The following is a 20,690-nucleotide window of genomic DNA, read 5'->3' on the forward strand; positions in this document are numbered from 1 at the left end:
ACACCCCCATTTCACCGCTCCGACGAACCGCCCTCCGCCGAAAAACCGGCGATGGCATCCGCCACCCGCTGCATCAGCCACTTCGGCGTCGACGTCGCCCCGCACACCCCCACCGATGCGATCCCCTCGAACCACTCCCGCCGGAGCTCCGTCGCCTCCTCCACCTTGTACGTCCGCGGATTCGCCCTCCGACACACCTCGTAGAGCGCCTTGCCGTTCGAACTCTTGCTGCCGCTCACGAAGATCACCGCATCGAACCGGGCGGCAAACTCGCGCAGGTGCGGATTCCGGTTCGAGACCTGCCGACAGATGGTGTCATGCACCTCCACCGTCTCAGGCCGCTCCGCCCGCCGGAGAATCTCGTCCCGAATGGCATTGAACTGCGCCAGGCTCTGCGTCGTCTGCGACAACAGACAGATCGGCCGGCTGAAATCGATCCGTCCCAGATCGGCCTCCGACTCGATGACGATCGCCTCCTCGTTCGTCTGCCCCGTCAGCCCCACCACCTCGGCGTGCCCCGGCTTGCCGAACAGCACGACCTGCCCCTCCACCCGCCGCATCGCCTCCCACGCCCGCCGCACCCGCTCCTGCAACTTCGCCACCACCGGACAAGTGGCATCCACCAGTTCGATTCCGTAACGCCGCGCCTCGGCATACGTCGCCGGCGGCTCGCCGTGCGCCCGGATCAGCACGCACCGGCCGGCCAGCTCCGGCAACCGGTCATGCCCGACCGTCTGCAGCCCCAACTGCTCCAGGCGATCCACCTCGACCCGGTTATGGACGATATCGCCCAGACACCACACCGCCCCCTCTCTGGCCCTCAGCCACTCCTCGGCCGTCGAGATCGCCTTGACGACCCCGAAGCAGAAGCCCGATTGTTCGTCGATTTCAATTCTCATCGCACCGGCGTATTTTCCCCCACCAGCAGCTCGTCGGCCGGAAAATCCGGCACCGCAAACTCCCGTCTCCCTCCCGGCGACCATTGCAGATAGGTGATCGGCAGCCCCTCCGCCAGAAAGCGCGTCTCGTAAGCCGTCTTGATCGCCAGCGCCGCATCGGCAATCCCCTGCGGCCCGTAAATATCGTTGCAGCAGACCGTCGGCGCCATCCCATTGGCCGCCAGCACCGCCTTCGTGTATTCGTGCAGGTGCCCCGAGTCCGTCTTCAGGTGGATCGTCCCCTCCGGTTTCAGGAAACGCGCATAGCGTTCCAGAAATCCCGGCGCCGTCAGCCGCTTGGCCACCCTCCGTTTGTTCATCTGCGGATCGGGAAAGGTGATCCAGATTTGATCCACCTCGCCCGGCGCGAAGAACGAGTCGATGAATTCGATCCGCGTCCGCAGAAAAGCCACATTGGCCATCCGGTTCTGCGTAGCCGTCTTGGCCCCGCGCCACATCCGCGCCCCCTTGATATCGACCCCGATGTAGTTCGTCGCCGGATCGGCCTCAGCCAGCCCGACGGTATATTCACCGCGTCCGCATCCGAGTTCCAGCACGATCGGCCGATCGTTGCCGAAGAACTCGCTCCGCCACCTCCCCTTGAGCGGGTGGTCGTGACGGAATACCTCTTCGAATTGCGGTTGGATCAGGCAGCGAAAGGTGAGATTTTCGCTGAATTTTTTGAGTTTATTTTTTCCCATGCTCGCAAACAGGTTCACAAAAAAGAGCGGTCACCGTCTCCGCACCGGCCGCGCTCCGCTGACGACGACCCCGATGGATCGAATCCCCCGGATCCGCTCCGTCCCGGTCAGCTGGCGCACCGACAGCGCATATTCTCCCCGCTGAGAGAACCGGACGCCGCTGCGGTAACGACGCGTGATATCGTTGTGATTGGAATAGTGCCTTCCGGCCCTGCGATACGCCCCTTCGCCCGGCTCTCCGTCTGCCGCCGGCCTCCTCAGTGCGAATTCGACCGTGTCGGCCCAAAAACGTTTGTCGGGCGTCACCGCCTTGATCACCAGCGGCAAAGCGACATACGGATAGTCGTCGTCATACCGGATCGAGATATCGATCCACTGCCCCCCCCTCGCCCCCGCCGCCGAGTCGGTCTCGAAATAGAAGACGACCGCCTCTTCCCGTCCCCACCCCTCGCGCGGCAAGTCGTACATTTCCATATACTTCCCCCCGCTGCACCCCACCAGGAGAGAGGCCCACACGAGGCCGAAGAACACGCATCCGTATCCGATCCTCCGCCCCATGCCGTCAAGCCCCCTGCCCGCCGTTGTTCGTTCCTCCGCCCTGCGAGCGATTGCCCGGCCTCCGCCGCGGACTGCGGTTCCGATAGTTGTTTCCTCCCCGGCCGCCGTTATTACCGCCATTCCCCCCTCCGTTTCCAGCTCCGCCTTGCTCGCCATTCGCCTTGGCCAACAGTTCCGGCCTCGCCGTCGGTCGTGCCTCCGCCCGTCCGTCCGCTTCGGCCCGAGCCGCCATTTCCGGTCTTGCCGTAGGCCGCCCGCCGCCCGATTTCTCCGATTTCTCCGCCTTTTCCGTCCGGTCTCCCCGCTGATTATTGCCCCGGTCGCGATTGTTCTCGCGGTTATCGCGATTGCCATTCCCCCGGTTCCGTCCCTGTCCGCCCCGCTTCCGACCTCCGCTCCGTGCGTGGTCGAACCGCGTGATGCTCTCCTCGCCCACCACATTCTTGATCTCCGGCTCTGCCGGCGCGCTATGCTGCGCCGCGAGCAACGCCGCATCCTCCAGTTTGTCCACCTTCTCGCCCCGACGGTTCATCACCACGATCTGCCGCACCCGTTCCGTGGTCAGCGGAATCATCACCGCCGTGGAGTGCGGATCGGGGCTGAACCACATCAGTTTTTTGAAGATATCGCTCTTGACCAGATGATAGCTGCCGTCCATCGCCTCCAGCGGCCCGTTAAGCCGCGGAAACGCCCGCCGCGCATCGATATAGGAATCCAATTCGTAATTGAGACAGCATTTGAGCTTGCCGCACTGTCCCGCCAGCTTCTGCGGGTTGAGCGAGATCTCCTGATGCCTTGCCGCCCCGATCGTGACCGACGAGAAGCTGTTCATCCAGGTCGAGCAGCAGAGTTCGCGTCCGCACGGCGCAATTCCGCCGATCCGTCCCGCCTCCTGCCGTGCGCCGATCTGGCGCATCTCGACCCGAACGCGGAACTGGTCGGCCAGCACCTTGATCAGTTCGCGGAAATCGACCCGTTCGTCGGCAATGTAATAGAAGATGGCCTTCAACTTATCCCCCTGATACTCCACATCGCCGATCTTCATATTGAGGTGCAGGTCTGCCGCGATCTGCCGCGAGCGGATCATCGTCTGATGCTCCAGCCCGATGGCCTCCTGCCACTTTTCAATGTCGTAAGGTTTCGCCTTCCGATAGATTTTCTTGCATTCGAGCCCCTGCGGATTGAAGCCCGTGCGCTTCATCTGCCGGGTCACCAGTTCGCCCGTCAGGGTGACGATCCCGATATCGTGTCCCGGGCTGGCCTCGACGGCCACGATGTCGCCCACCTTGAGCGAGATGCCCGTATTGTTCCAGTAGTATCCCTTCCGGGTGTTTTTGAACTGCACCTCGTAGATGGCGTTTTCGGCCAGCGGATCGGGCAGATCGGCCATCCAGTCGAAGACTTCGAGTTTATGCGCCCCCGGACAGTTTTGCGCCGTCGGTTCGCCGTTGGCGTCGGTCGAAAAGCAGCATCCCCGGGTAATATTTTTCTGACAAGTCATCCTCTTCGCGTATTGAATGCCCCGACGACAAAACGGTCGGAGCCTGAATGTACAAAGGTATGACTATTACAGCACTTCTGCAACCGTGAAGGTGCTGCCCCCGACGAAGACGAGGTCTCCCGGCCCGGCCAATTCGCGTGCCCGACCGAGCGCCCGCGGGACGTTGGCGACCGTTTCGCCCCGTAACCCCGCCGCGCGACAGACCTCCGCCAGCCGTTCCGCCGCCAGCGCCCGCGGCAGCGCAGCCTGTGTGAAGAGATAGTGCGCCTCCCGCGGCAACAGCGGCAGAATGTGCTCCAGCTCCTTGTCCGCCACGACGCCGAGCACGAAATAGAGTTTTTTATAGACCTGCTTTTCCAGCTGCCCCGCCACAAAGGCCAGCCCCGCCTCGTTATGCCCCGTATCGCAAACGATGGGACACGGATCCTCTCCCGTATCGATCCGCTGCCACCGCCCCGGCACCCGCGCCTCGGCGAGCCCCCGCCGCACTTCGTTCGTCGTGAGCGGCCTCGGCAGCCGTTCGGTCAGGATATCCAACGCCGCCAGCGCGGTGCAGAGGTTCCGCTGCTGATAGTCTCCCTCCATCCCGAGCTGTACGGTAAACCGGTAGCCGTCCCCCCGATTCTCGACCTCGAACATCCGCCCGTCGTGCCCGTCGCAACGATACCGCTGGTCGGCAAAAAGAATGGGCGAGCCGGTCTCGCGGGCTTTTGCGATGAAGGTCGGCGCGGTCTCCGGCTGAAACTCGCCCACGACGACCGGCACGCCGGGTTTGATAATCCCCGCTTTCTCGCCGGCAATCTCGGGCAGCGTCTCGCCCAGGAACTGCCGGTGGTCGAAGCTGATATTGGTAATGACGCTCACGAGCGGAGTAATGACATTGGTGCAGTCGAGCCGTCCGCCCATCCCGACCTCGACGACGGCGATATCCACCGCTTGGCGGCGGAAAAAGTCGAAGGCCATGGCGGTGGTAATCTCGAAAAACGAGGGTTTCAGCCGTTCGACATGGGGTTTCAGCCGTTCGACGAACTCAACGACCTCCTGTTCGGAGATCATCCGGCCGTCCACCTGCATCCGCTCGCGGAAGTCGCGCAAGTGGGGCGAGGTATAAAGCCCCGTCTTGTATCCCGCCTCCCGCAGCACGGCGGCGAGCATCTGCGAGACAGATCCTTTGCCGTTGGTTCCGGCGACGTGCACGGCGGGATAAGCCTTATACGGGTTCCCGAGCAGTTCATTGAGGGCTTCCGTAGTTTCGAGTCCCTCTTTATAGGCGCGGCTGCCAACGCTCTGGAACATGGGGGCGGCGGCGTACAGATAGGCTATGCTTTCGTCGTAATTCATGGAATTTCTAAGAGAACAGAAAATCTGGTTATGCGATTCATTCGAGCAGGGGGTCGCCGGAGGCAGACGGAGCCGATCGTCTGTGGTAGAGGCGGTCGTTTTTCGAGCATCGAGCGACCCGCCCCGGGCTACCGCGATTCGCACTCGGGCGTACAGGTAAATGTCGGCTACCACGGATTCAGCTATTCGTCGTCGGTGAGCGGCAACAGCGGGGTATACTTGAATTTCAGCGTGACGGATCTTAATCCCAGCGGTACGTACTACCGCGGCTACGGTTTTCAGTTGCGGTGCCTCTCGGAATAAACGGGGAAGAGAGGCACTCAAATACTGGCTAGAACTACCCAAGGGGCAGCCGCTACCCGAAAGCGACCCCAAGCGGCCACATCTACCCTACTTTTGAGTGGAATCCTGCGGTTCGTAGAACCGCTCGGGCCGGAGCCACCCCAGGCGTAGGGCCGCAACTTCGCGGAGCTCGTTCGGCCCACGCTGGCTCCGACCCTTAATATTCACTCTCGACTAAAGTGGGCCGGACGCCCGGGAGGAACGGCAACTCTCGACGCGCGAGCGGCGTGTTGCGGGCCGACCGGTGGGAGGCGTCCGGCCCGCGCGACCCAATGGGTCGCAAGAGCACGGCCTCTTTGCGATGAGCTTCGTCCTCGGCGCGCCCCCCTCGCGCCGCTAATGCGTCGCTCTTGCCGAGGACGGCGATTCCGAACGGAATCGCGCTATTCGCTCTCAGACTAAAGCACTACCCAAAGTACGGCCAACAAGTTCAGCCCAAATCTCAGCCCCAAGCTCGGCCCGGCGCAGCGGGAAAACCGATTGCGGTTTTCCCGCCCAAAGAACAGGCACAGCCCAATTCTCCGCCCCGTGTCCGCCTCACTGCGGCTCCGCTGTCGCTCCGCCGGTGCCGCTCGGCACTCAAAAAATGGACGTATCTACTCCTAAACGTCGCCCGCGGCAATTCTTGCCGGATTGGCTCATCGCCAACCGGCAGAATATGCCCGTTCAAGCAGGCGGGCGACGGAGTTTTTGCGCACCACTCTTTTTTCGCGCGCCTTGGGAAATCCTGTCAAAACGCGCCAGCGCATTTTGACGATTTCCCTCTTAAGGCGGGGCGCGCGTCGTCCTACAGGAGGGTACTGCCCTCGGGCCGGGCAGGCCCCACGTCCCGTGGACGGGCGAAACTACGTTTCGCTGTGGCAGCCTCTACCCCTGTTCTCTGTCCGCGCGCTGGCGGAAATCTTATTCAAAGCGTTTTACGCTTTGAATGATTTCCTACTTCAGCAGTCGCGCGCGGGCGAGCTTTGTCCCGTCTGAAACTGCCCTACGCGGGCGGCGTCCGGTTAGTAAGGCAAAGACAACCCTAACAAAACGATGGGCGCACCGGCGGGACGGAGCGATACTACGTATCGCTTAATCTGTTCGGCCCAATCGCCGTCCGCCACCCCAAATGAAACAGTCCTCGGCCCCAACCCCCTCCCCACCACAACGAGCCTTACTCCAACTCGGCCAAACGCAAGTCGATCCACCGCATCTGTTCCTCTACCGTCATCCCGCTATTATCCAGCACCACCGCATCCGCCGCCCGACGCAACGGACTCACCGCCCGCGTCTCATCCTGATGATCCCGTTCACGGATATTCCGTTCGATTTCAGCCAACGAGATCTCTTCCCCCTTTGCAATCAACTCCTTATAACGCCGCTCCGCCCGTACACGCGGATCCGCCGTCATGAAAATCTTCAGTTCCGCCTCCGGAAAAACCATCGTCCCGATATCCCGCCCATCCATCACCACCCCCTTGCGCCGCCCCATCTCCTGCTGCATTGCCACCAGCTTGGCCCGCACCGCCGGAATGCAGCTCACCCCACTCACCCGATTGCTCACATCGATACGACGGATTTCCGTTTCGACATTCTCGTCGTTCAAATAGACATCGCTGTGCCCCGTCTCCTGATCGAACCGGAAATCGATCCGCACCTCCGGCAGCCTCTCCGCCAGCGCCTCCGGATCGTCCGTCAAACCGTTCCGCATGGCGAACAGCGTCACGGCACGATACATCGCCCCCGTGTCGATAAAAATATAACCCAACTTCGCCGCCACCGCTTTGGCAAAAGTACTTTTCCCGCAGGACGAATAACCGTCTATGGCAATAATAATCTTTTTTTTCATTGTCGGAATTTAAGCTAAGATCCGCTCCACCGGCCCCAAATCCACCACCAGACTCAATACCAGCAAGACCCCGAAAAGGATAATCACCGCCCCCGTAATTTTGTTGATCCACCAAAGGTGCCTGAGCCGAAACCTCCTCCGCAGTTTGTTCACCGCATAGGTCAGCAGAAACCACCAGCACGCCGCCCCCACCAGCACGCCGAAGATCAGCGACAGATTTCCTCCCGTCTGCCCCCCCTCGCTGCTAATCCCCAGCGCGGCGAACAGAGTAATGAATACCAGAATATAAGCCGGATTGGTCAACGTCAGAAAAAAGATCGAGAGGTAGTCGCTCAGCAAGCTGCTCCGGGTCTGCCTGCGCTGGCTGGCCCTCCTGACCCGTTTGTAAAAGATCGAAAAGCCGACCACGATAATCAGAATCCCCCCGATCGCCGTAAACCAATGCTTATGGGCGTTCATAAAATCGGTCATGAACGATAGGGAAAAGACGGCGAGCGTGGCGAACAACGTGTCAGCCGTCGCCGCACCGAGTCCGGAGAAGAAGCCGCTGCGGTGTGTACCGTTCAAAGTCCGTTGGATACAGATGACGCCGATCGGCCCCAATGGCACCGAGGCCAGGAAACCGACTAACAACCCTTGTAACGGCAACAATAACGAATTCATATTTACTTACTCTGGTGACCGGGGCTTTCCCTGCCCCTATCTCCTCCTGCCAATTTCTGCTGCTTTAACTTCCGAACGCCGCCAGGCGGAGTTCCGTCTTTTCCGCTCGGTCGAGCAACTGCTCCTCTCCGTTTATTCCGAGAGGCAACGCAACTGACGACCCGTGGCACGGTCGTTCGCATCGCTGGGATCGAGGCCCTGCGAATTGAACCACAAGAATCGCCCGTAGATACCGCTAACCGTGCGGTTGGTTGTAGACGACCAGCTGTAACCGTAATGGCCGATGCCGCCCAGCACGCCCGAGGTGTAGTAGCGGTAGCCCGGGGCGGGGACGGAACTCTGCGAGCCGCAGAAGATCAACCCAAAGCACAGCCCAACCCACCACTCAAAGTTCATCCATTCTTTCAAGTTCGTCCTCGGCCGCCCCCCTCGCGCCGCTAATGCGTCGCTCTTGCCAAGGATGGCGATTCCGAACGGAAACGCGCTAATCGCTCTTGACCTCCAACTGTTTGCCGCCAGCGGTAGCGCAACGAGACGCAACCAAGCCTAAGAAAGTCCAATTGCCTTAGCGGGTTGAAACCTGCGGGGCCTAAAACGAGCATGGCGAGTTGCGGGCCTCCGCGGTCGGAGGCTTCGGCCCGCGCGGCTCTGCGAGCCGCAGAAGCTCGGCCCAAAGCGCCGCCCCGTGTCGGCCTCACTGCGGCTCCACTATCGCTCCGCCGCTTTTTCGCGCGCCTTACGCGATTCATCTATATTTGGCTCACTGCCGAAATAGTTGAATCGCTTCTTTAGGCGTGGCGCGCGTCGTCCTACGGGAGGGTACTGCCCTCAGGCCGGGCAGGCCCCGCGTGCCCGCGGTGGGCAAAGGGCTGTGTTGGCCCAAATTTTCGCCCCGTTCTCTGACCGCGCGCTGGCGGAAATCTTATTCAAACACGAATCACGTGTTTGAATGATTTCCTACTTCAGCGGTCGCGCGAGGTCGAGCTTTGTCCCGCCTAAAACTGCCCTCAGGCCGCGCGGGCCCCATGTCCCGTGAACGGGCGATACTACGCATCGCTACAGCAGCCTATACCACAAAGCCGCACAAGTTCTCACCGCCGTTTGATCTCCACCGCAGAGCCGTCCGCCAGGTTGAGATTCCCCGAAACGATCACCGCATCCCCCACATTCAGCTCCGCCCCCCGATCCGTATTCGGCACCACCGCATGCGAATCGCTGTTCGACATCTCGATCAGCACATACGTCCACATCGCCCGCCCCGTCTCCCGATCGTAACGGAAAAGCACCTCCCGGTCGTCCCGCACCAACACCGCACTCTTCGGCACCACCAGTTTGTCCCCCACCGAGCTCTCGACAAAGACCTTCACATTCATCCCGTCGATCAGCGTCCCCGGATTCGGGATATTCGCCGTCACCGTAATCTGCCCCTTTTCATCCACCGTCGGATTGACCTGCACCACCCGCCCCGCATAACGTTTCGTCGGTTCGACGAACGTCGCCACCCGCACCTCCTGCCCCGGCCGGACACTCGAGAGCTCGCTTTCGAGGATATTGAACTCCACGTCGAACGAACGGTCGTTGATCACCGAACAGAAAAAGTCCCCCTTCGGATTCTCGTGCAACTTCGTTTTCAGGTTCGCAATCCGCCCGCCGAACGGCGCCGTGAGCACACAATTATCCGCCGCCAAGCGCGCACTCCGCAAGCCCGTCACCGCCGCATCGTATCCCGACCTCAACCGGGCGATCCGCATCGTCTCGTCCGGCACCCTCGCCGTATCCGCCACATCGTACCCGAACCCCAGCAACGCATCCTGCAAGTCGAGATCCGCCTTGTGCATCGCCTGCCGGGCCTGTTCCAACCGGATCTGCGCCTCGCGGTCATCGATCCGCGCAATCTGCGCCCCCGCCCTCACCGCCGTCCCGTTTCCGCCCGCCAGCCACGTCACCGTCCCCGACGCCGCAAACCTCAGGTCGCTCTTCTGCTGCGCCCTCAGCTTTCCGTTGCTGATGAGCTGCGACCGGAACGTCCCGCGCCGCAACACGATCGTATCCACCGGATTGGCGATCTGCGTCTGCGCCTTCTTCAGGACAGCCGAATCCCCCGCCTCCTCCGAAGTCGCCCCGCCCGCGCAGGAGACCAGCCAAACCCCGCCCCACCCGAATAACAAACGGAAGATATGCCGAAATAAGTTCGTTCCCATGACCGACTATTGTTTTTCCAGCGAAACGACATCGAAACACGCCGCGATATTGCGCCCGTGCATGAAATCGAACAGCGTATAGCGCTGTATCGCATAGTAGTAGTTCCAGTAGTTCTGCAACTCCGCGAGATAACTCGTGTGCGCCGTATTGCGTTCGCTCTGGGCCGTATTGAAGTCCAGCACACTGATCTTCCCCGCCGCGAACTGGCGCAGCGAGAGCGCATACCGCTCCGCCGCCACCGAATCGGCCCGAGCCGAAATCGCACACTGCGCATTCTGGTTATTGAACTGCATCACCTTCAGGTAGATATCCTGCTTCCGGTCGATCCGCTCCTTGTCGATTTCCGCCTCCGTCACCTCCTGCCTGAAGAGCGCCATCCGCACCTTTCCGCGCGCCACCCCGCCGTCGAAGATCGGCACCGTGATCCCCATCCTCACCGTCTCCTGATCCAGCGGATTGCGATACGCCCCCCCGATCGTCTCCGCCACCTGATTGAGCCCGAACCGCGCATAGACCGTCGCCTGCGGTCTGCGATTCGCCTTCGCCTGCGCCACGCTCATCTCCGCTTCGAGCTGACTGATCCGGTTCCGGTACTCGAACGACGTATTGGTAAAGGCCAGCCGATACGCCTCCTCGATCGGAATCTCCACCCCCGGGACACTTCCCGGAATATCGAGCGCCACCGAGTCCCCCTCGTCGAGCCGCAAATAGGACTTGAACCGCGCCGCCGCCAAATCCAGCTGCAATTTATTGGTATTGATCGACATCCCCTCGTTCAGCAGCCTCAATTCGAGCTGCATGAGGTCGTTTTTCGAGATGGAGCCGATCCGGAACCGCTCCTGCGATATTTTGTAGAGCGTATCCGTATTGTCCCGATTTTTCCGGGCGATATCGAGGTTCTGCTGCGCCACGAGGAGGTCGAAAAACAGCGTCACCGCTTGGGCCGTAATCGCCTCCATTGACTCCAGATATTCATACTTCGCCTTTTCGTACCTGACCGGTTCGATCCGCTTGTCCCACCTGAGCTGATTGAAGCCGCCGATCGGCTGGTTGAGAATCAGGCTCACCGGCGCCGAATTCCAGGTCACCTCCCGCTCCGGCGCGAACTGGTCGAGCCGGTCGAGCCCCGTGTAGAGCTGGATATTCCCGCCCGTGGCCGCGATATTCTGTTGGAGATAGAGCCCCAGCGAGTTGCGCATCGCGTAATTGTCCACATAATTATACCCCCCCGTCACCGCATTCTGGAGCGACGTGTACGACTTGTCGAAATTGGGAATCGTCCCGCTCAAAGAGAGCGAAGGCAGCATCTGCGCCCGGTAGGAGCGATACTGCCAGTACTGGCTCAGGTAGGTATGCTTGGCCATCATGGCATCGATCGAGCAAGCCTGCGCCCGCTCGATCGCCTCCCCGAGCGACAGACGCACCGCCCCCGTCTCCCGCCCCCCCGCCGACCCGACGGCCGCCCCGAGCGACAAAAGACAACTCCAGAGACAGATGCTTATCCGATTTCCCATTCCGATCGTATGTATAGGACAAATATCGTTATTTTCCGCCGGTCGGACAAATCGAATCGCCGAATAATGATCGATTCGGAACAGGTCGCGCAAGGCTCCGTTTCTCCGAATCGGGAAAAGCGTCTATTTTTGCAGCCGACCTAAACTCAGTCATTCATGAAAACCATCCGTTTGCTTGCGGCCGGAGTGTTGCTGCTGTGCACCCATCCGCTCGTTGCCCGTCAGACCTTTCGCCTCGCCGACCTGCGCCCCGAAGCCGTACACCAGATCTACGGTACCGCCCGGATCGGCCGTTCCGTCACCGGCCGTCCGGCCACCGTCGGCGGAGAGACCCTCGCCGAAGTGATCGGCACCCATGCCCCGTCGATACTGAAAATCGACCTGCACGGGACGGCCCGCTCGTTCCGGGCCCGGGTCGGTGTGGCCGACAACGACATCGACTACGCCGCCCCCTCCGGCCTGAGCCCCATCGCCCTGACGGACGGCTCCAGACTGTGGTATGCGACGGACGGAGACACCCGGCAATTCGTCGGCCTCGCCCGACCCGACGGGACAGTGGGCCCCGGCTCCGTGCGGTTCGTCGTGCGGGGCGACGGCCGCGACCTTTATGACAGCGGCATCCTGCACGCAGGCGATGCGCCGAAAAGCTACCGCCTCGACCGGGAGTACCGGGCGACCCTGCACGTTACTATTCCCGCCCGGGGCTACACGTGGTACACCATCGAATAGCGTCCGACCGCCCCTCTCACTCCTCGCCCTCGGCGTGCCTCGTCTCGTCGTTTTTGGTCATCTCGCCGAGGGTCAGCGGCTGGGGCGCCTCGAACGGCTCCCGCCGGTAGGGACAATCCGCCACCTCGCAATGCGCACAGTGGCGCTCCTCGCACGAATCCGAATGCGTCGAGACCAGCACCCGCCCGTCGAACACCGCATAGAGCGCGTCCTTCAGCTCCTCGCACGCATCGTGCCCCTGCGCGACATTGAAATACCACGGCAGCGTCAGGTCGCAATCGACATAGAGGAAACTGCCGTACCGAATAGCCTTGAGGTTGTGCACATCGATCCACTCCGGCCTCCTTCGCGCCGCCACCCCGCGGACGATCTGCTCCAGCACCTCCCGATCCGCCTTGTCCATCAGCCCCCCGATCGTCTTGTGCAGAATCCGGCCGCCGGCCACGCCGATCAGCACGCCGAAGAGCACCGCCAACGCGCCGTCGATCCACGGAATGCGGGTGAAATAGAGCAACAACAGCCCCGCCACCAGCCCGACCGTCGACCAGGTATCCGTCTGCAAATGCTTTCCGCCCGCCACCAGCGCGATCGAGTCATACCGCCGCCCCATCCGGATGCTCCACCACCCGGCGATATAGTTCACCGCCCCGGCCGCCGCCACCACCGCGATCCCGATATCCAGCCTCCCCGGCATCCGGGGTTCGAAGAGCCGCTTCACCCCTTCGACACCGATCCAGGCCCCGGCCAACAGAATCATCAGCCCTTCGATCGACGCCGAAATCAGCTCCACCTTCCCGTGCCCGAAAGGATGCCCCGCATCCTTCGGTTTGGCCGCCAGATGCAGGCTGTACAGCGTGATGAACCCAGCCGTCACATTCACGATACTCTCCAGCGCATCCGTCAGAATCCCCACCGAATCCGTCAGGAAAAAGGCGACGAACTTGCCGACCATCAGCACCACCGACACGGCCACCATTCCGGCCTGTACCCGTTGTTTTACACGATCCACTGTCTTCATAACGGACAAATATACGAAAAAAGGCCCGCCGCCTCCCCGCCTCGCCGGCAGCGAGACGAACGGAAGCGGCAGACCTGCCGTTTTTTATGAAGAAAAGATAGAGCGGACTAATCCCTACAGCTCGTTCTTGACGCTGTCCACGATCTGGCCGTCCAACAGGTTGATGATCCGGTGGGCATAAGTCGAGTCGCGCTGCGAGTGCGTCACCATGATGATCGTCGTCCCCTCGCGGTTCAGTTCCGAGAGGAGCGTCATCACCTCCTGCCCGTTCTTGGTATCGAGGTTACCGGTCGGTTCGTCGGCCAGAATCAGCTTCGGCTGCGCCACCACCGCCCGGGCGATCGCCACACGCTGCTGCTGCCCCCCCGAGAGCTGCTGCGGGAAGTGCCCCGCCCGGTGACTGATGTTCATCCGGTTCAGGATGTCGTTCACCATCTCCTTCCGTTTCTTGGCCGGGATCCGCAGGTAGATCAGCGGCAGTTCGACATTTTCGAACACATTGAGTTCGTCGATCAGGTTGAAGCTCTGGAACACGAACCCGATGTTTCCCTTGCGGTACAGCGTCCGTTCCTTCTCCTTGAGCGACCCGACCTCCTTGTCCAGCAGATAGTAGGTCCCGTCCGAAGGATTGTCGAGCAGGCCGAGGATATTCAGCAGCGTCGATTTGCCGCACCCCGACGGCCCCATGATCGCCACGAACTCGCCCGGCGCGACCTCCATCGAAACATGGTTCAGCGCAATGGTTTCGACCTCTTCCGTGCGGAAATATTTGCTCAGGTCTGTGATGCGGAGCATCGGATCGGTGATTTGAATGGTATTTTCCATGATTGTTTAATGTTTTGTCGTTTGGTTTGATTGGTTAGCGACATCCTGTTTCATGCCGAAATCATGCCAAAGTTAATAATTTTCTGGTTCACAGCATCTTGCAAATTCAGCTTCCCGGCTTTTTTGTCTAAAAATTAGACAGTCGGTGTCTATTTTTTAGACACCGCACCGCCTGTCGCAAATCCCTACTCCGTCTTGAACGCCTCCACCGGATTCGCCGTCGCAGCACGCCAACTTTGGATCGTCACCGTAGCCAGCGTAATCGCCAGCACGATCAGCAGTGACACCGCGAAGACCCACCAGTAGATCGGCGTCCGATAAGCGAACGTCCCCAGCCACTCCCGCACTCCGTACCAAGCCAGCGGAGCCGCCACCACGAAGCAGATCAACACCAACCGGACAAACGAGCGGTTGAACATCGCCAGAATCTCCGCCACCGTCGCCCCCATCACCTTGCGCACCCCGATCTCCTTCCGCCGGTACTGCGTCTCGAAGACCACCAGTCCGAAGACCCCCACCAGCGAGAGCACCACAGCCAGCAGCGAGAAGACCGTAATCAACGTCGTCACCTTCAACTCCTTCCGGTACAGCGCATCGAACGCCGCATCGAAGAATTGCAGGTCAACCGGGTAAGCCGGATCGATTTCGGCTGCCGCCCGCCGGATGTGTTCGACCGCCGCATAAGGGTCGCCCTTGATTTTGAAATAGGCGGTCTGCAGCCGGTCGGCATCGAGCCCCGACTCCCTTCCCACCAGCACCATCGCCATCGGCCCCACTCCGGCATGCAGCGACCCGTAGTTGAAATTCCGGGCGATTCCCGTCAACCGGGCCTCTCCTCCCCATCCCCGTTCGTTCAGCGGCTCCTGCATCGAGAGTCCGAACTCCCGGGCCGCCGACTCGTTGAACAGATAGTGATAACACCCCTCGCGCCGCGCATCCGTCTCCGTGAAGTAGTCCCCGTCCAACAACTCGACCCCCAGCATCCGGGGCAGGTTCCACGACACCATATCCGCCGCAAACAAAATCGTCGTTCCCCGGAGTTCGCGGCCCCACTGAGCATGCAGATTGGTCAGCCCCAGCGGCCTCTCCGAATAGCCCACCTCCTCGACCAGCGGCGACTGCACCACCCGCTCCTCGAACGCCTTCGATCCGCGGAGCTCGCCGCCCATCCGGGCCATCGCAATCCCCTCGTAATCCAGTCCCGTATTGATTCCGCGCAGATAGCGATTCTGCAACTGCATGAACATCGCCGCCACGATCAGCCCCAAAGAGACCACGAACTGGAAGCCGATCAGCGCCGTCCGCAGCTTACGCCCCTTCGGCGAGAGACCGAACGTCCCCTTCAGCACCAGCGCCGGAGGGAACGAAGTGGTGTAGACCGCCGGATAGATCCCCGCCAGTATCCCGACGCCCAGAGCTACCCCCAGCCCCAACCAGATCACCCCACTGTAGGTCGAGAAAGAGATACCGCCCGAGATCAGTTCGTTGAAACCGGTATCCCCCAGCAGGTAGACCCACAACAGGCCGAGGCCGAAGCCCAACAACGAGATGCCCACCGACTCGAAGACCAGTTCCGCCCGCAGTGTCCCGACCGGAGAGCCCAACACCTTTCGTGTATTGATATTCTTGATCCGCAACGGAGTAAGCGAAGTGGCGAAATTGACGAAGTTCACAGCGGCGATACCGATCACCAACAGCGCGATCGACAACAACAGCGTCATCGTCGTCCGGTTGCCGCGTTCCGTCAGCGCGCCCGTCCCGAAAGCCGCCGACCGGTCGTCGTAATAGCGATCCGACAGCCGAACGAGATTCGCCGTTATCTCCATCCCCATATCCATCTTATTGGTAAGCGGAAACGCTTTCCACCCCTCCACGATCTGCGCCGGATCGACCCCCGGACGGAGCAGCGCATACATCTGATAGTTGGCGTTATCCCAACTGTACTCGTCGGACCCGAAAACGAGCGGCAGGATGACCCGGTTTTTGATCTGCGAATTGTCCGGGAAATCGCGGTAGACCCCTCCGACCTCATACTCCTTTCCTCCCACCGTCATTCCGCGCCCCACCACACCGTGTTCCGTTCCGAACAAGCTCTGCGCCAGCGACGCCGGCAGAAGCACCTTGCCCGGTTCCCGCAGCGCATCCGCAACCCCTTCCACCATCTCCGGCGTGAAGATATCGGTAAACGCCGCCTGGGCCGCCACCACCGGCTGTACGAATCCGACCTTCGTCCCGTTGCGTTCGACCGTGATATACGTATCTTCAAAAGGCGGTATCAACAGCGCATACGCCTCGATCCCCGCCCCCATCCCGCCGAACGTCCGGCCGAACTCCGACGAGACGACCGGCACGAACCCCTCGGCCATCAGCATTTCGGCCTGGCAGATCCGGTCGGCATGCCGGTGGAAGCGGTCGAAAGTCGACTCATACCTCACCTGCATCAGGATCAGGATAAAAGCTGCGAAAGCCACGCTCAGCCCCACGATGTTCAACCCGCAGGCCAGCCGGAAACGACGCATCGTCGTCAGAAATTGACGGAAAAACAGTCTCATTTTACTTGCATTCAAAAAATTAAAAACCGAAAGAACGACAGAGCGGCCATACCGTCCAGCCACCCCGTCGTTCATAAGACGCATCGAAACGGGATTTCGGATGCGTCCGAGGGTCGGTTTCAACACCCTTTCAACAAATGTTCATACAAGAGACGCATCCCGGCCCCGTTTCGGATGCCCTCCCCCGACGATTTCGTCGCGCCGCCCCCCTATTTGAGCAGCAGCACCTGATTGTCGCCGTAGGTATCGTAGCTCGACACAATCACCCGTTCGCCGTCCTCGAGCCCTTCGAGCACCTCGTAGTACATCGGATTCTGGCGTCCGATCCTCACCGGCCGGCGGTAGGCCTTGTCCCCGTCCGGCGACACCACGAAGATCCAGCTGCCGCCCGTCGTCTGGTAGAACGCCCCGCGCGGGATGATGATCCCCTCCGTCGGCTGTCCCAGCTCCAGATTGATGTAGTAAGTCTGCCCCGAGCGAATATTCTCGGGCCGCTCGCCCGTCAGGTAGCACCACGTCCGGAACTGGCCGTTGCGCACCTCCGGGAAGACCGTCCGCACCACCAGTCCGAACTTGTTTCCCTGCCGTTCGAACGTCCCTTCGAGCCCCGGTTTCACGCGGTCGATGTAGTGTTCGTCGATCATCGCCTCGATCTTGTAGTCGCTCAGGTCGTTGATCTGCCCCACCTTCGTCCCGGCGTTGACATACTGCCCGAGCACCACATCCAGCTGCCCCAGCTCGCCGTCGATGTTGGCCTTCACGTTGAGGTTGTCGACCCGCTGGCGGATCAGCTCCATGTTTTTCTTCATGCTTTCGAGACTGATCTCCATGTTGTCGACCTGGATGCTCCGGAAGATCGAGTCATGGAGCTGCCGTTCGAAGACCAGCTCTTTCTGTTTCAGCGAGAGTTCGTAATTCTCCTTGGCCTGCAAGTACTCTTCGTTCGAGATGAGGTCTTCGCGGTGGAGCGCCTCATACTGTTCGTACTTGCGTTTGGCCCGCGCCACATCCATATCGAGCTGGAGTCGCTCCTTCTGGAGATTCAGCTTCTCCTGTTCCATGCTCACCCGCGTGTTTCGGAGCAGGTTCTCCTTTTCCGCCAGGTCGGCCTCGCTCGTCAGGATCTGCATGTTGAGCTGCGGGTTGGTGAGCCGGACGATCACATCGCCCTTGCGCACCATCGCCCCCTCCTCGACCACCTTGACATCCACATTTCCGCTCTCCAGCGGGCTCACCTGCACCGTCGTGATCGGCAGCACATTGCCGTTCACCCGCACATAGTCGTTGAACTGCCCCCTGCGGGCCGTCTCGATCGTCACCGTCCGGCTGTCCACCTTCATCGACGCGCTGTGGTCGCCGAAGATCAGCCAGCCCAACAACACCAGCAACACCGCCCCGCCGGCTACATACGGGATATGTTTTTTCCGCAACCCCTTCTTTTTTTCGATTACTCTGTCCATAGTTCTTATCTGTTTTTACTTATTTATCACCGTTAAAAAATCCCCGCCATATCTCCCCGCATCCCCCTTACTCCCGTTTGATCGCCACCGCCGGGTTTTCGACCGCCGCGCGGTAGCTCTGCCCCAGCACCGTGAAGAGCGCGATCACCGCCGCCGCGAGCCCCGCCACTGCGAATATCCACCAACTCATCCCTGTCCGATAGGCATACCGGCTCATCCATCCGTTCATCAGCCACCACACCAGCGGCACCGCGATGACGAACGCCAGCCCCAGCCACCTCAGGAAGCTCAGACAGAGCATCCCCACCACCTCGCCGACCGTCGCCCCGTGCACCTTTCGGATCGCGATCTCCTTCCGCCGCCGCTCCACCGAGTATCCCACCAGCGCGAAGAGCCCCAGACAGCCGATAAAGATCGCCAGCACGCTGAACGTCAGCAACCGGGCCCGGAACAGGTTCTCCTGTTTGTACATCCGGTCGAACTGTTCGTCCATAAATTCATACTGGAAGACCTCGTTCGGAAACATCTCGCGGAACGTGCGTTCGATATGTCGGAGCGCCGGTTCGATCTGCCCCGCCGCAATCCGGACATAGGCGTCTCCGCTCCATGCCCGAAACAGGATCAACGGCATAACCCGTTCCGTCATCGGCCGGTTCTGGAAATCGCGGAATACCCCGATGAACTTCGACCCAGGAATCTGTACCTCCGGCGCCACGCTGCGAATATAGTTGGCGAACGATTCGTTGATGACCATACACTCCCATCCCAGTCGGTCTAAATTGGTCGCCATGATCGAATCCCCTTCGACCATCGGCACCCCCAGCACATGGAGTGTATGCTGGTCACCGTTCAGGAGCCTGGGCGTAAAGCTCTCCGTATCATTGATTTTGATCGTCGTCATATTGGAGACATACATCGGATCGCCTCCGATGAGCGACGCGTCGATAATCGTCGGTGAAGTGAGCAGCTGTTCGCGATAGGCCTCGAATCGGTCATTATTCATGAACGGCCCGCCCGTCACTTTCACCACATTCTCGCGACTGTAGCCCAAATCGATCGTCGCGAGGTAGCGCATCTGTTTGTTGATGATCAGCGTCGCCGCGATCAGTCCGATCGAGATGACGAACTGGAAGACGATCAGCACGTTCCGCACCGTCGACATCTGCCGTCCTCCGCTCGAACGGTTGGCGATGGCATCGATCGGCTTCATCCGCGTGAGTACCACCGCCGGGAAGATCCCCGACAGCACCCCGCATACCAACGGCAAGACTCCGAACAACACCAGCAAAATATCCCAGCTCAGGTCGAACGGTAGCGCACTCCCGAGCAGCATCGGATAGAGCGGCCTCAGCAGGTAAGCCAGCCCGAAAGCCGTAACGGCCGAAACAAAGGCAATCAGCACCGAATCCCCGATAATGAAGCCGATCAGACTGCTTCGGCTCGCCCCCATGATGCTCTTGATCCCCATCGCTCGAACCACCTCTGTCGAACGCGCCGTATAGATATTGACATAGTTGACGATGGCGATCACCAGCACCAGCACAGCGATAATTCCCAGTACCACCAGCGCCCCGGGGTCGTACGTATTTCCGTTTTCGCGCACCTCAGGCGTGAAATAGCACTCGTTGAAGGGCCGTATCTGTAACAGTTTCGGACTTTCCGGCCCGCCAGCCTGCATAATTATCGTATCGATATCGTTCGTCGATTCGTCGTAATAGTAGTCGGACTCGAACATCCGCTCCAACAATGCCCGCTGGAATTTGCGACCGGAAACCGCCGCGTCCGTTTCCGGATGGACGCGGAAATAGCACTCGCTCATCCAGGTAGTCCACCTGTCGTTCTGATAATTCGGCTGTCCGTTCATGATGTTGATAAACTTCATCATCAGAATCAACTCGGGGGTGTAAACCGAATTCTGCGGCACATCCTCGAAAACTCCCGTCACCGTTACCGGATAGGTATTGTTGATTGCGACCTGTCGCCCCACGACATCCGTCGTGCCGAACAGCCGCATAGCCGCCGACCGGCTCAACATCCCTTTCGTCGCATCGGCCATCGCATCGGCTCCCCCGCCGTTCACCATCCGGAACGGCAGCACCTGCAACAGCGTCGAATCTCCGACGACGGTGTTCAGATGGAAGCGCTCGCCATCGGCCCGATCCGCTGCAGAGACCGTCATGCCGATGCCGGACATCAGCCTCGTCGCCGTCACCACCTCCGGAAACTGCGTCATGAACCGCGCCAGCGGATCGGGACAGGTCGAACCCATCTCGTCGGACTCGATCTCGCACCGCCAGACGTCGTCCATCGGCCGTTCGAAGCAGTCGTCGTGCCGCACCTGCCCCATGATGAAGATATACATCACGATCACGGCCGCAAACCCGAAGGTCAACCCCAACCAGTTGATGAAAAATGAAAACGGCCGATTCTTTTTGGTCCGCCAGCTCTCGATGAAAAATTTTCCGAACATATCCTGTTTTGTTTATCGATTTCCGCCCCTCCCTATCCACACCCC

At 60.5% G+C, this 20,690-nt stretch carries 17 protein-coding genes; 2 read left to right on the forward strand and 15 right to left on the reverse strand.

Features of this window, described 5'->3' with window-relative positions; translation table 11 throughout:
- Positions 1-11 precede the first annotated feature (11 nt).
- The 5 genes from Q9S52_RS03695 to Q9S52_RS03715 form a co-directional block, all read right to left on the reverse strand.
- Positions 12-899, reverse strand: a complete 888-nt coding sequence (locus Q9S52_RS03695) for a 4-hydroxy-3-methylbut-2-enyl diphosphate reductase (protein ID WP_304708198.1) — start codon at positions 897-899, stop codon at positions 12-14.
- On the reverse strand, positions 896-1,639 hold the full coding sequence (gene trmB, locus Q9S52_RS03700; RefSeq protein ID WP_304708199.1) for a tRNA (guanosine(46)-N7)-methyltransferase TrmB: 744 nt from the start codon (positions 1,637-1,639) through the stop codon (positions 896-898). The genes Q9S52_RS03695 and trmB overlap by 4 nt, the downstream gene beginning before the upstream one ends.
- 30 nt (positions 1,640-1,669) lie before the next feature.
- On the reverse strand, positions 1,670-2,197 hold the full coding sequence (locus tag Q9S52_RS03705; protein WP_304708200.1) for a hypothetical protein: 528 nt from the start codon (positions 2,195-2,197) through the stop codon (positions 1,670-1,672).
- Between the two features lie 4 nt (positions 2,198-2,201).
- Positions 2,202-3,698: a regulatory iron-sulfur-containing complex subunit RicT gene (locus Q9S52_RS03710; RefSeq protein WP_304708201.1), complete on the reverse strand. Its 1,497-nt coding sequence runs from the start codon at positions 3,696-3,698 to the stop codon at positions 2,202-2,204.
- Between the two features lie 66 nt (positions 3,699-3,764).
- A complete protein-coding gene (locus tag Q9S52_RS03715; RefSeq protein WP_304708202.1) occupies positions 3,765-5,039 on the reverse strand; it encodes a folylpolyglutamate synthase/dihydrofolate synthase family protein in 1,275 nt (424 codons plus the stop codon).
- A 30-nt stretch (positions 5,040-5,069) separates the two neighbouring features.
- On the opposite strand from Q9S52_RS03715, the gene Q9S52_RS03720 reads away from it, so the two are divergent.
- Positions 5,070-5,342: a hypothetical protein gene (locus tag Q9S52_RS03720; RefSeq protein WP_294593900.1), complete on the forward strand. Its 273-nt coding sequence runs from the start codon at positions 5,070-5,072 to the stop codon at positions 5,340-5,342.
- Between the two features lie 1,195 nt (positions 5,343-6,537).
- Here the strand turns inward: Q9S52_RS03720 and cmk are convergent.
- From cmk to Q9S52_RS03745, 5 genes are all read right to left on the reverse strand, one after another.
- Positions 6,538-7,221: a (d)CMP kinase gene (gene cmk / locus Q9S52_RS03725; RefSeq protein ID WP_370648988.1), complete on the reverse strand. Its 684-nt coding sequence runs from the start codon at positions 7,219-7,221 to the stop codon at positions 6,538-6,540.
- Complete coding sequence (locus Q9S52_RS03730; RefSeq protein WP_294594811.1) at positions 7,222-7,875, reverse strand: LysE family translocator; 654 nt, start codon at positions 7,873-7,875, stop codon at positions 7,222-7,224.
- A gap of 132 nt (positions 7,876-8,007) precedes the next feature.
- Positions 8,008-8,271, reverse strand: a complete 264-nt coding sequence (locus tag Q9S52_RS03735; RefSeq protein WP_294594812.1) for a hypothetical protein — start codon at positions 8,269-8,271, stop codon at positions 8,008-8,010.
- Positions 8,272-8,966: 695 nt separating this feature from the next.
- Positions 8,967-10,076 (reverse strand): efflux RND transporter periplasmic adaptor subunit, encoded by a 1,110-nt coding sequence (locus Q9S52_RS03740; protein ID WP_300828860.1) that lies wholly within the window; start codon positions 10,074-10,076, stop codon positions 8,967-8,969.
- 6 nt (positions 10,077-10,082) lie between these two features.
- Positions 10,083-11,591, reverse strand: a complete 1,509-nt coding sequence (locus tag Q9S52_RS03745) for a TolC family protein (RefSeq protein WP_304708203.1) — start codon at positions 11,589-11,591, stop codon at positions 10,083-10,085.
- 156 nt (positions 11,592-11,747) lie between these two features.
- Here Q9S52_RS03745 and Q9S52_RS03750 point away from each other — a divergent pair, with 156 nt between their 5' ends.
- The gene (locus Q9S52_RS03750; protein ID WP_304708204.1) at positions 11,748-12,320 is read left to right on the forward strand and encodes an NPCBM/NEW2 domain-containing protein; all 573 of its coding nucleotides are present in this window, start codon (positions 11,748-11,750) and stop codon (positions 12,318-12,320) included.
- Between the two features lie 16 nt (positions 12,321-12,336).
- On the opposite strand, the gene Q9S52_RS03755 is transcribed toward Q9S52_RS03750, so the two are convergent.
- The 5 genes from Q9S52_RS03755 to Q9S52_RS03775 all read right to left on the reverse strand — a co-directional run bounded on the left by Q9S52_RS03755 (position 12,337) and on the right by Q9S52_RS03775 (position 20,645).
- A complete protein-coding gene (locus Q9S52_RS03755; protein ID WP_304708205.1) occupies positions 12,337-13,338 on the reverse strand; it encodes a cation diffusion facilitator family transporter in 1,002 nt (333 codons plus the stop codon).
- A 114-nt stretch (positions 13,339-13,452) separates the two neighbouring features.
- On the reverse strand, positions 13,453-14,133 hold the full coding sequence (locus Q9S52_RS03760; protein WP_294592771.1) for an ABC transporter ATP-binding protein: 681 nt from the start codon (positions 14,131-14,133) through the stop codon (positions 13,453-13,455).
- A gap of 215 nt (positions 14,134-14,348) precedes the next feature.
- Positions 14,349-16,715, reverse strand: a complete 2,367-nt coding sequence (locus Q9S52_RS03765) for an ABC transporter permease (RefSeq protein WP_304708206.1) — start codon at positions 16,713-16,715, stop codon at positions 14,349-14,351.
- A gap of 209 nt (positions 16,716-16,924) precedes the next feature.
- Positions 16,925-18,175 (reverse strand): efflux RND transporter periplasmic adaptor subunit, encoded by a 1,251-nt coding sequence (locus Q9S52_RS03770; RefSeq protein WP_297832400.1) that lies wholly within the window; start codon positions 18,173-18,175, stop codon positions 16,925-16,927.
- Positions 18,176-18,242: 67 nt separating this feature from the next.
- A complete protein-coding gene (locus tag Q9S52_RS03775; RefSeq protein ID WP_304708207.1) occupies positions 18,243-20,645 on the reverse strand; it encodes an ABC transporter permease in 2,403 nt (800 codons plus the stop codon).
- Positions 20,646-20,690: the final 45 nt, after the last annotated feature.

It is taken from the genome of uncultured Rikenella sp., from assembly GCF_948810725.1.
Classification (GTDB): Bacteria; Bacteroidota; Bacteroidia; order Bacteroidales; family Rikenellaceae; genus Rikenella.

Coding starts and splice junctions, on each gene's coding strand:
- Q9S52_RS03755 (WP_304708205.1), bottom strand. CDS start 13,338: ATGAAGACAGTGGATCGTGTAAAACAACGGGTACAGGCCGGAATGGTG.
- Q9S52_RS03775 (WP_304708207.1), bottom strand. CDS start 20,645: ATGTTCGGAAAATTTTTCATCGAGAGCTGGCGGACCAAAAAGAATCGG.
- Q9S52_RS03740 (WP_300828860.1), bottom strand. CDS start 10,076: ATGGGAACGAACTTATTTCGGCATATCTTCCGTTTGTTATTCGGGTGG.
- Q9S52_RS03695 (WP_304708198.1), bottom strand. CDS start 899: ATGAGAATTGAAATCGACGAACAATCGGGCTTCTGCTTCGGGGTCGTC.
- Q9S52_RS03760 (WP_294592771.1), bottom strand. CDS start 14,133: ATGCTCCGCATCACAGACCTGAGCAAATATTTCCGCACGGAAGAGGTC.
- Q9S52_RS03720 (WP_294593900.1), top strand. CDS start 5,070: ATGCGATTCATTCGAGCAGGGGGTCGCCGGAGGCAGACGGAGCCGATC.
- Q9S52_RS03710 (WP_304708201.1), bottom strand. CDS start 3,698: ATGACTTGTCAGAAAAATATTACCCGGGGATGCTGCTTTTCGACCGAC.
- Q9S52_RS03750 (WP_304708204.1), top strand. CDS start 11,748: ATGAAAACCATCCGTTTGCTTGCGGCCGGAGTGTTGCTGCTGTGCACC.
- Q9S52_RS03705 (WP_304708200.1), bottom strand. CDS start 2,197: ATGGGGCGGAGGATCGGATACGGATGCGTGTTCTTCGGCCTCGTGTGG.
- Q9S52_RS03765 (WP_304708206.1), bottom strand. CDS start 16,715: ATGAGACTGTTTTTCCGTCAATTTCTGACGACGATGCGTCGTTTCCGG.
- Q9S52_RS03735 (WP_294594812.1), bottom strand. CDS start 8,271: ATGAACTTTGAGTGGTGGGTTGGGCTGTGCTTTGGGTTGATCTTCTGC.
- Q9S52_RS03745 (WP_304708203.1), bottom strand. CDS start 11,591: ATGGGAAATCGGATAAGCATCTGTCTCTGGAGTTGTCTTTTGTCGCTC.
- trmB (WP_304708199.1), bottom strand. CDS start 1,639: ATGGGAAAAAATAAACTCAAAAAATTCAGCGAAAATCTCACCTTTCGC.
- Q9S52_RS03730 (WP_294594811.1), bottom strand. CDS start 7,875: ATGAATTCGTTATTGTTGCCGTTACAAGGGTTGTTAGTCGGTTTCCTG.
- Q9S52_RS03770 (WP_297832400.1), bottom strand. CDS start 18,175: ATGGACAGAGTAATCGAAAAAAAGAAGGGGTTGCGGAAAAAACATATC.
- Q9S52_RS03715 (WP_304708202.1), bottom strand. CDS start 5,039: ATGAATTACGACGAAAGCATAGCCTATCTGTACGCCGCCGCCCCCATG.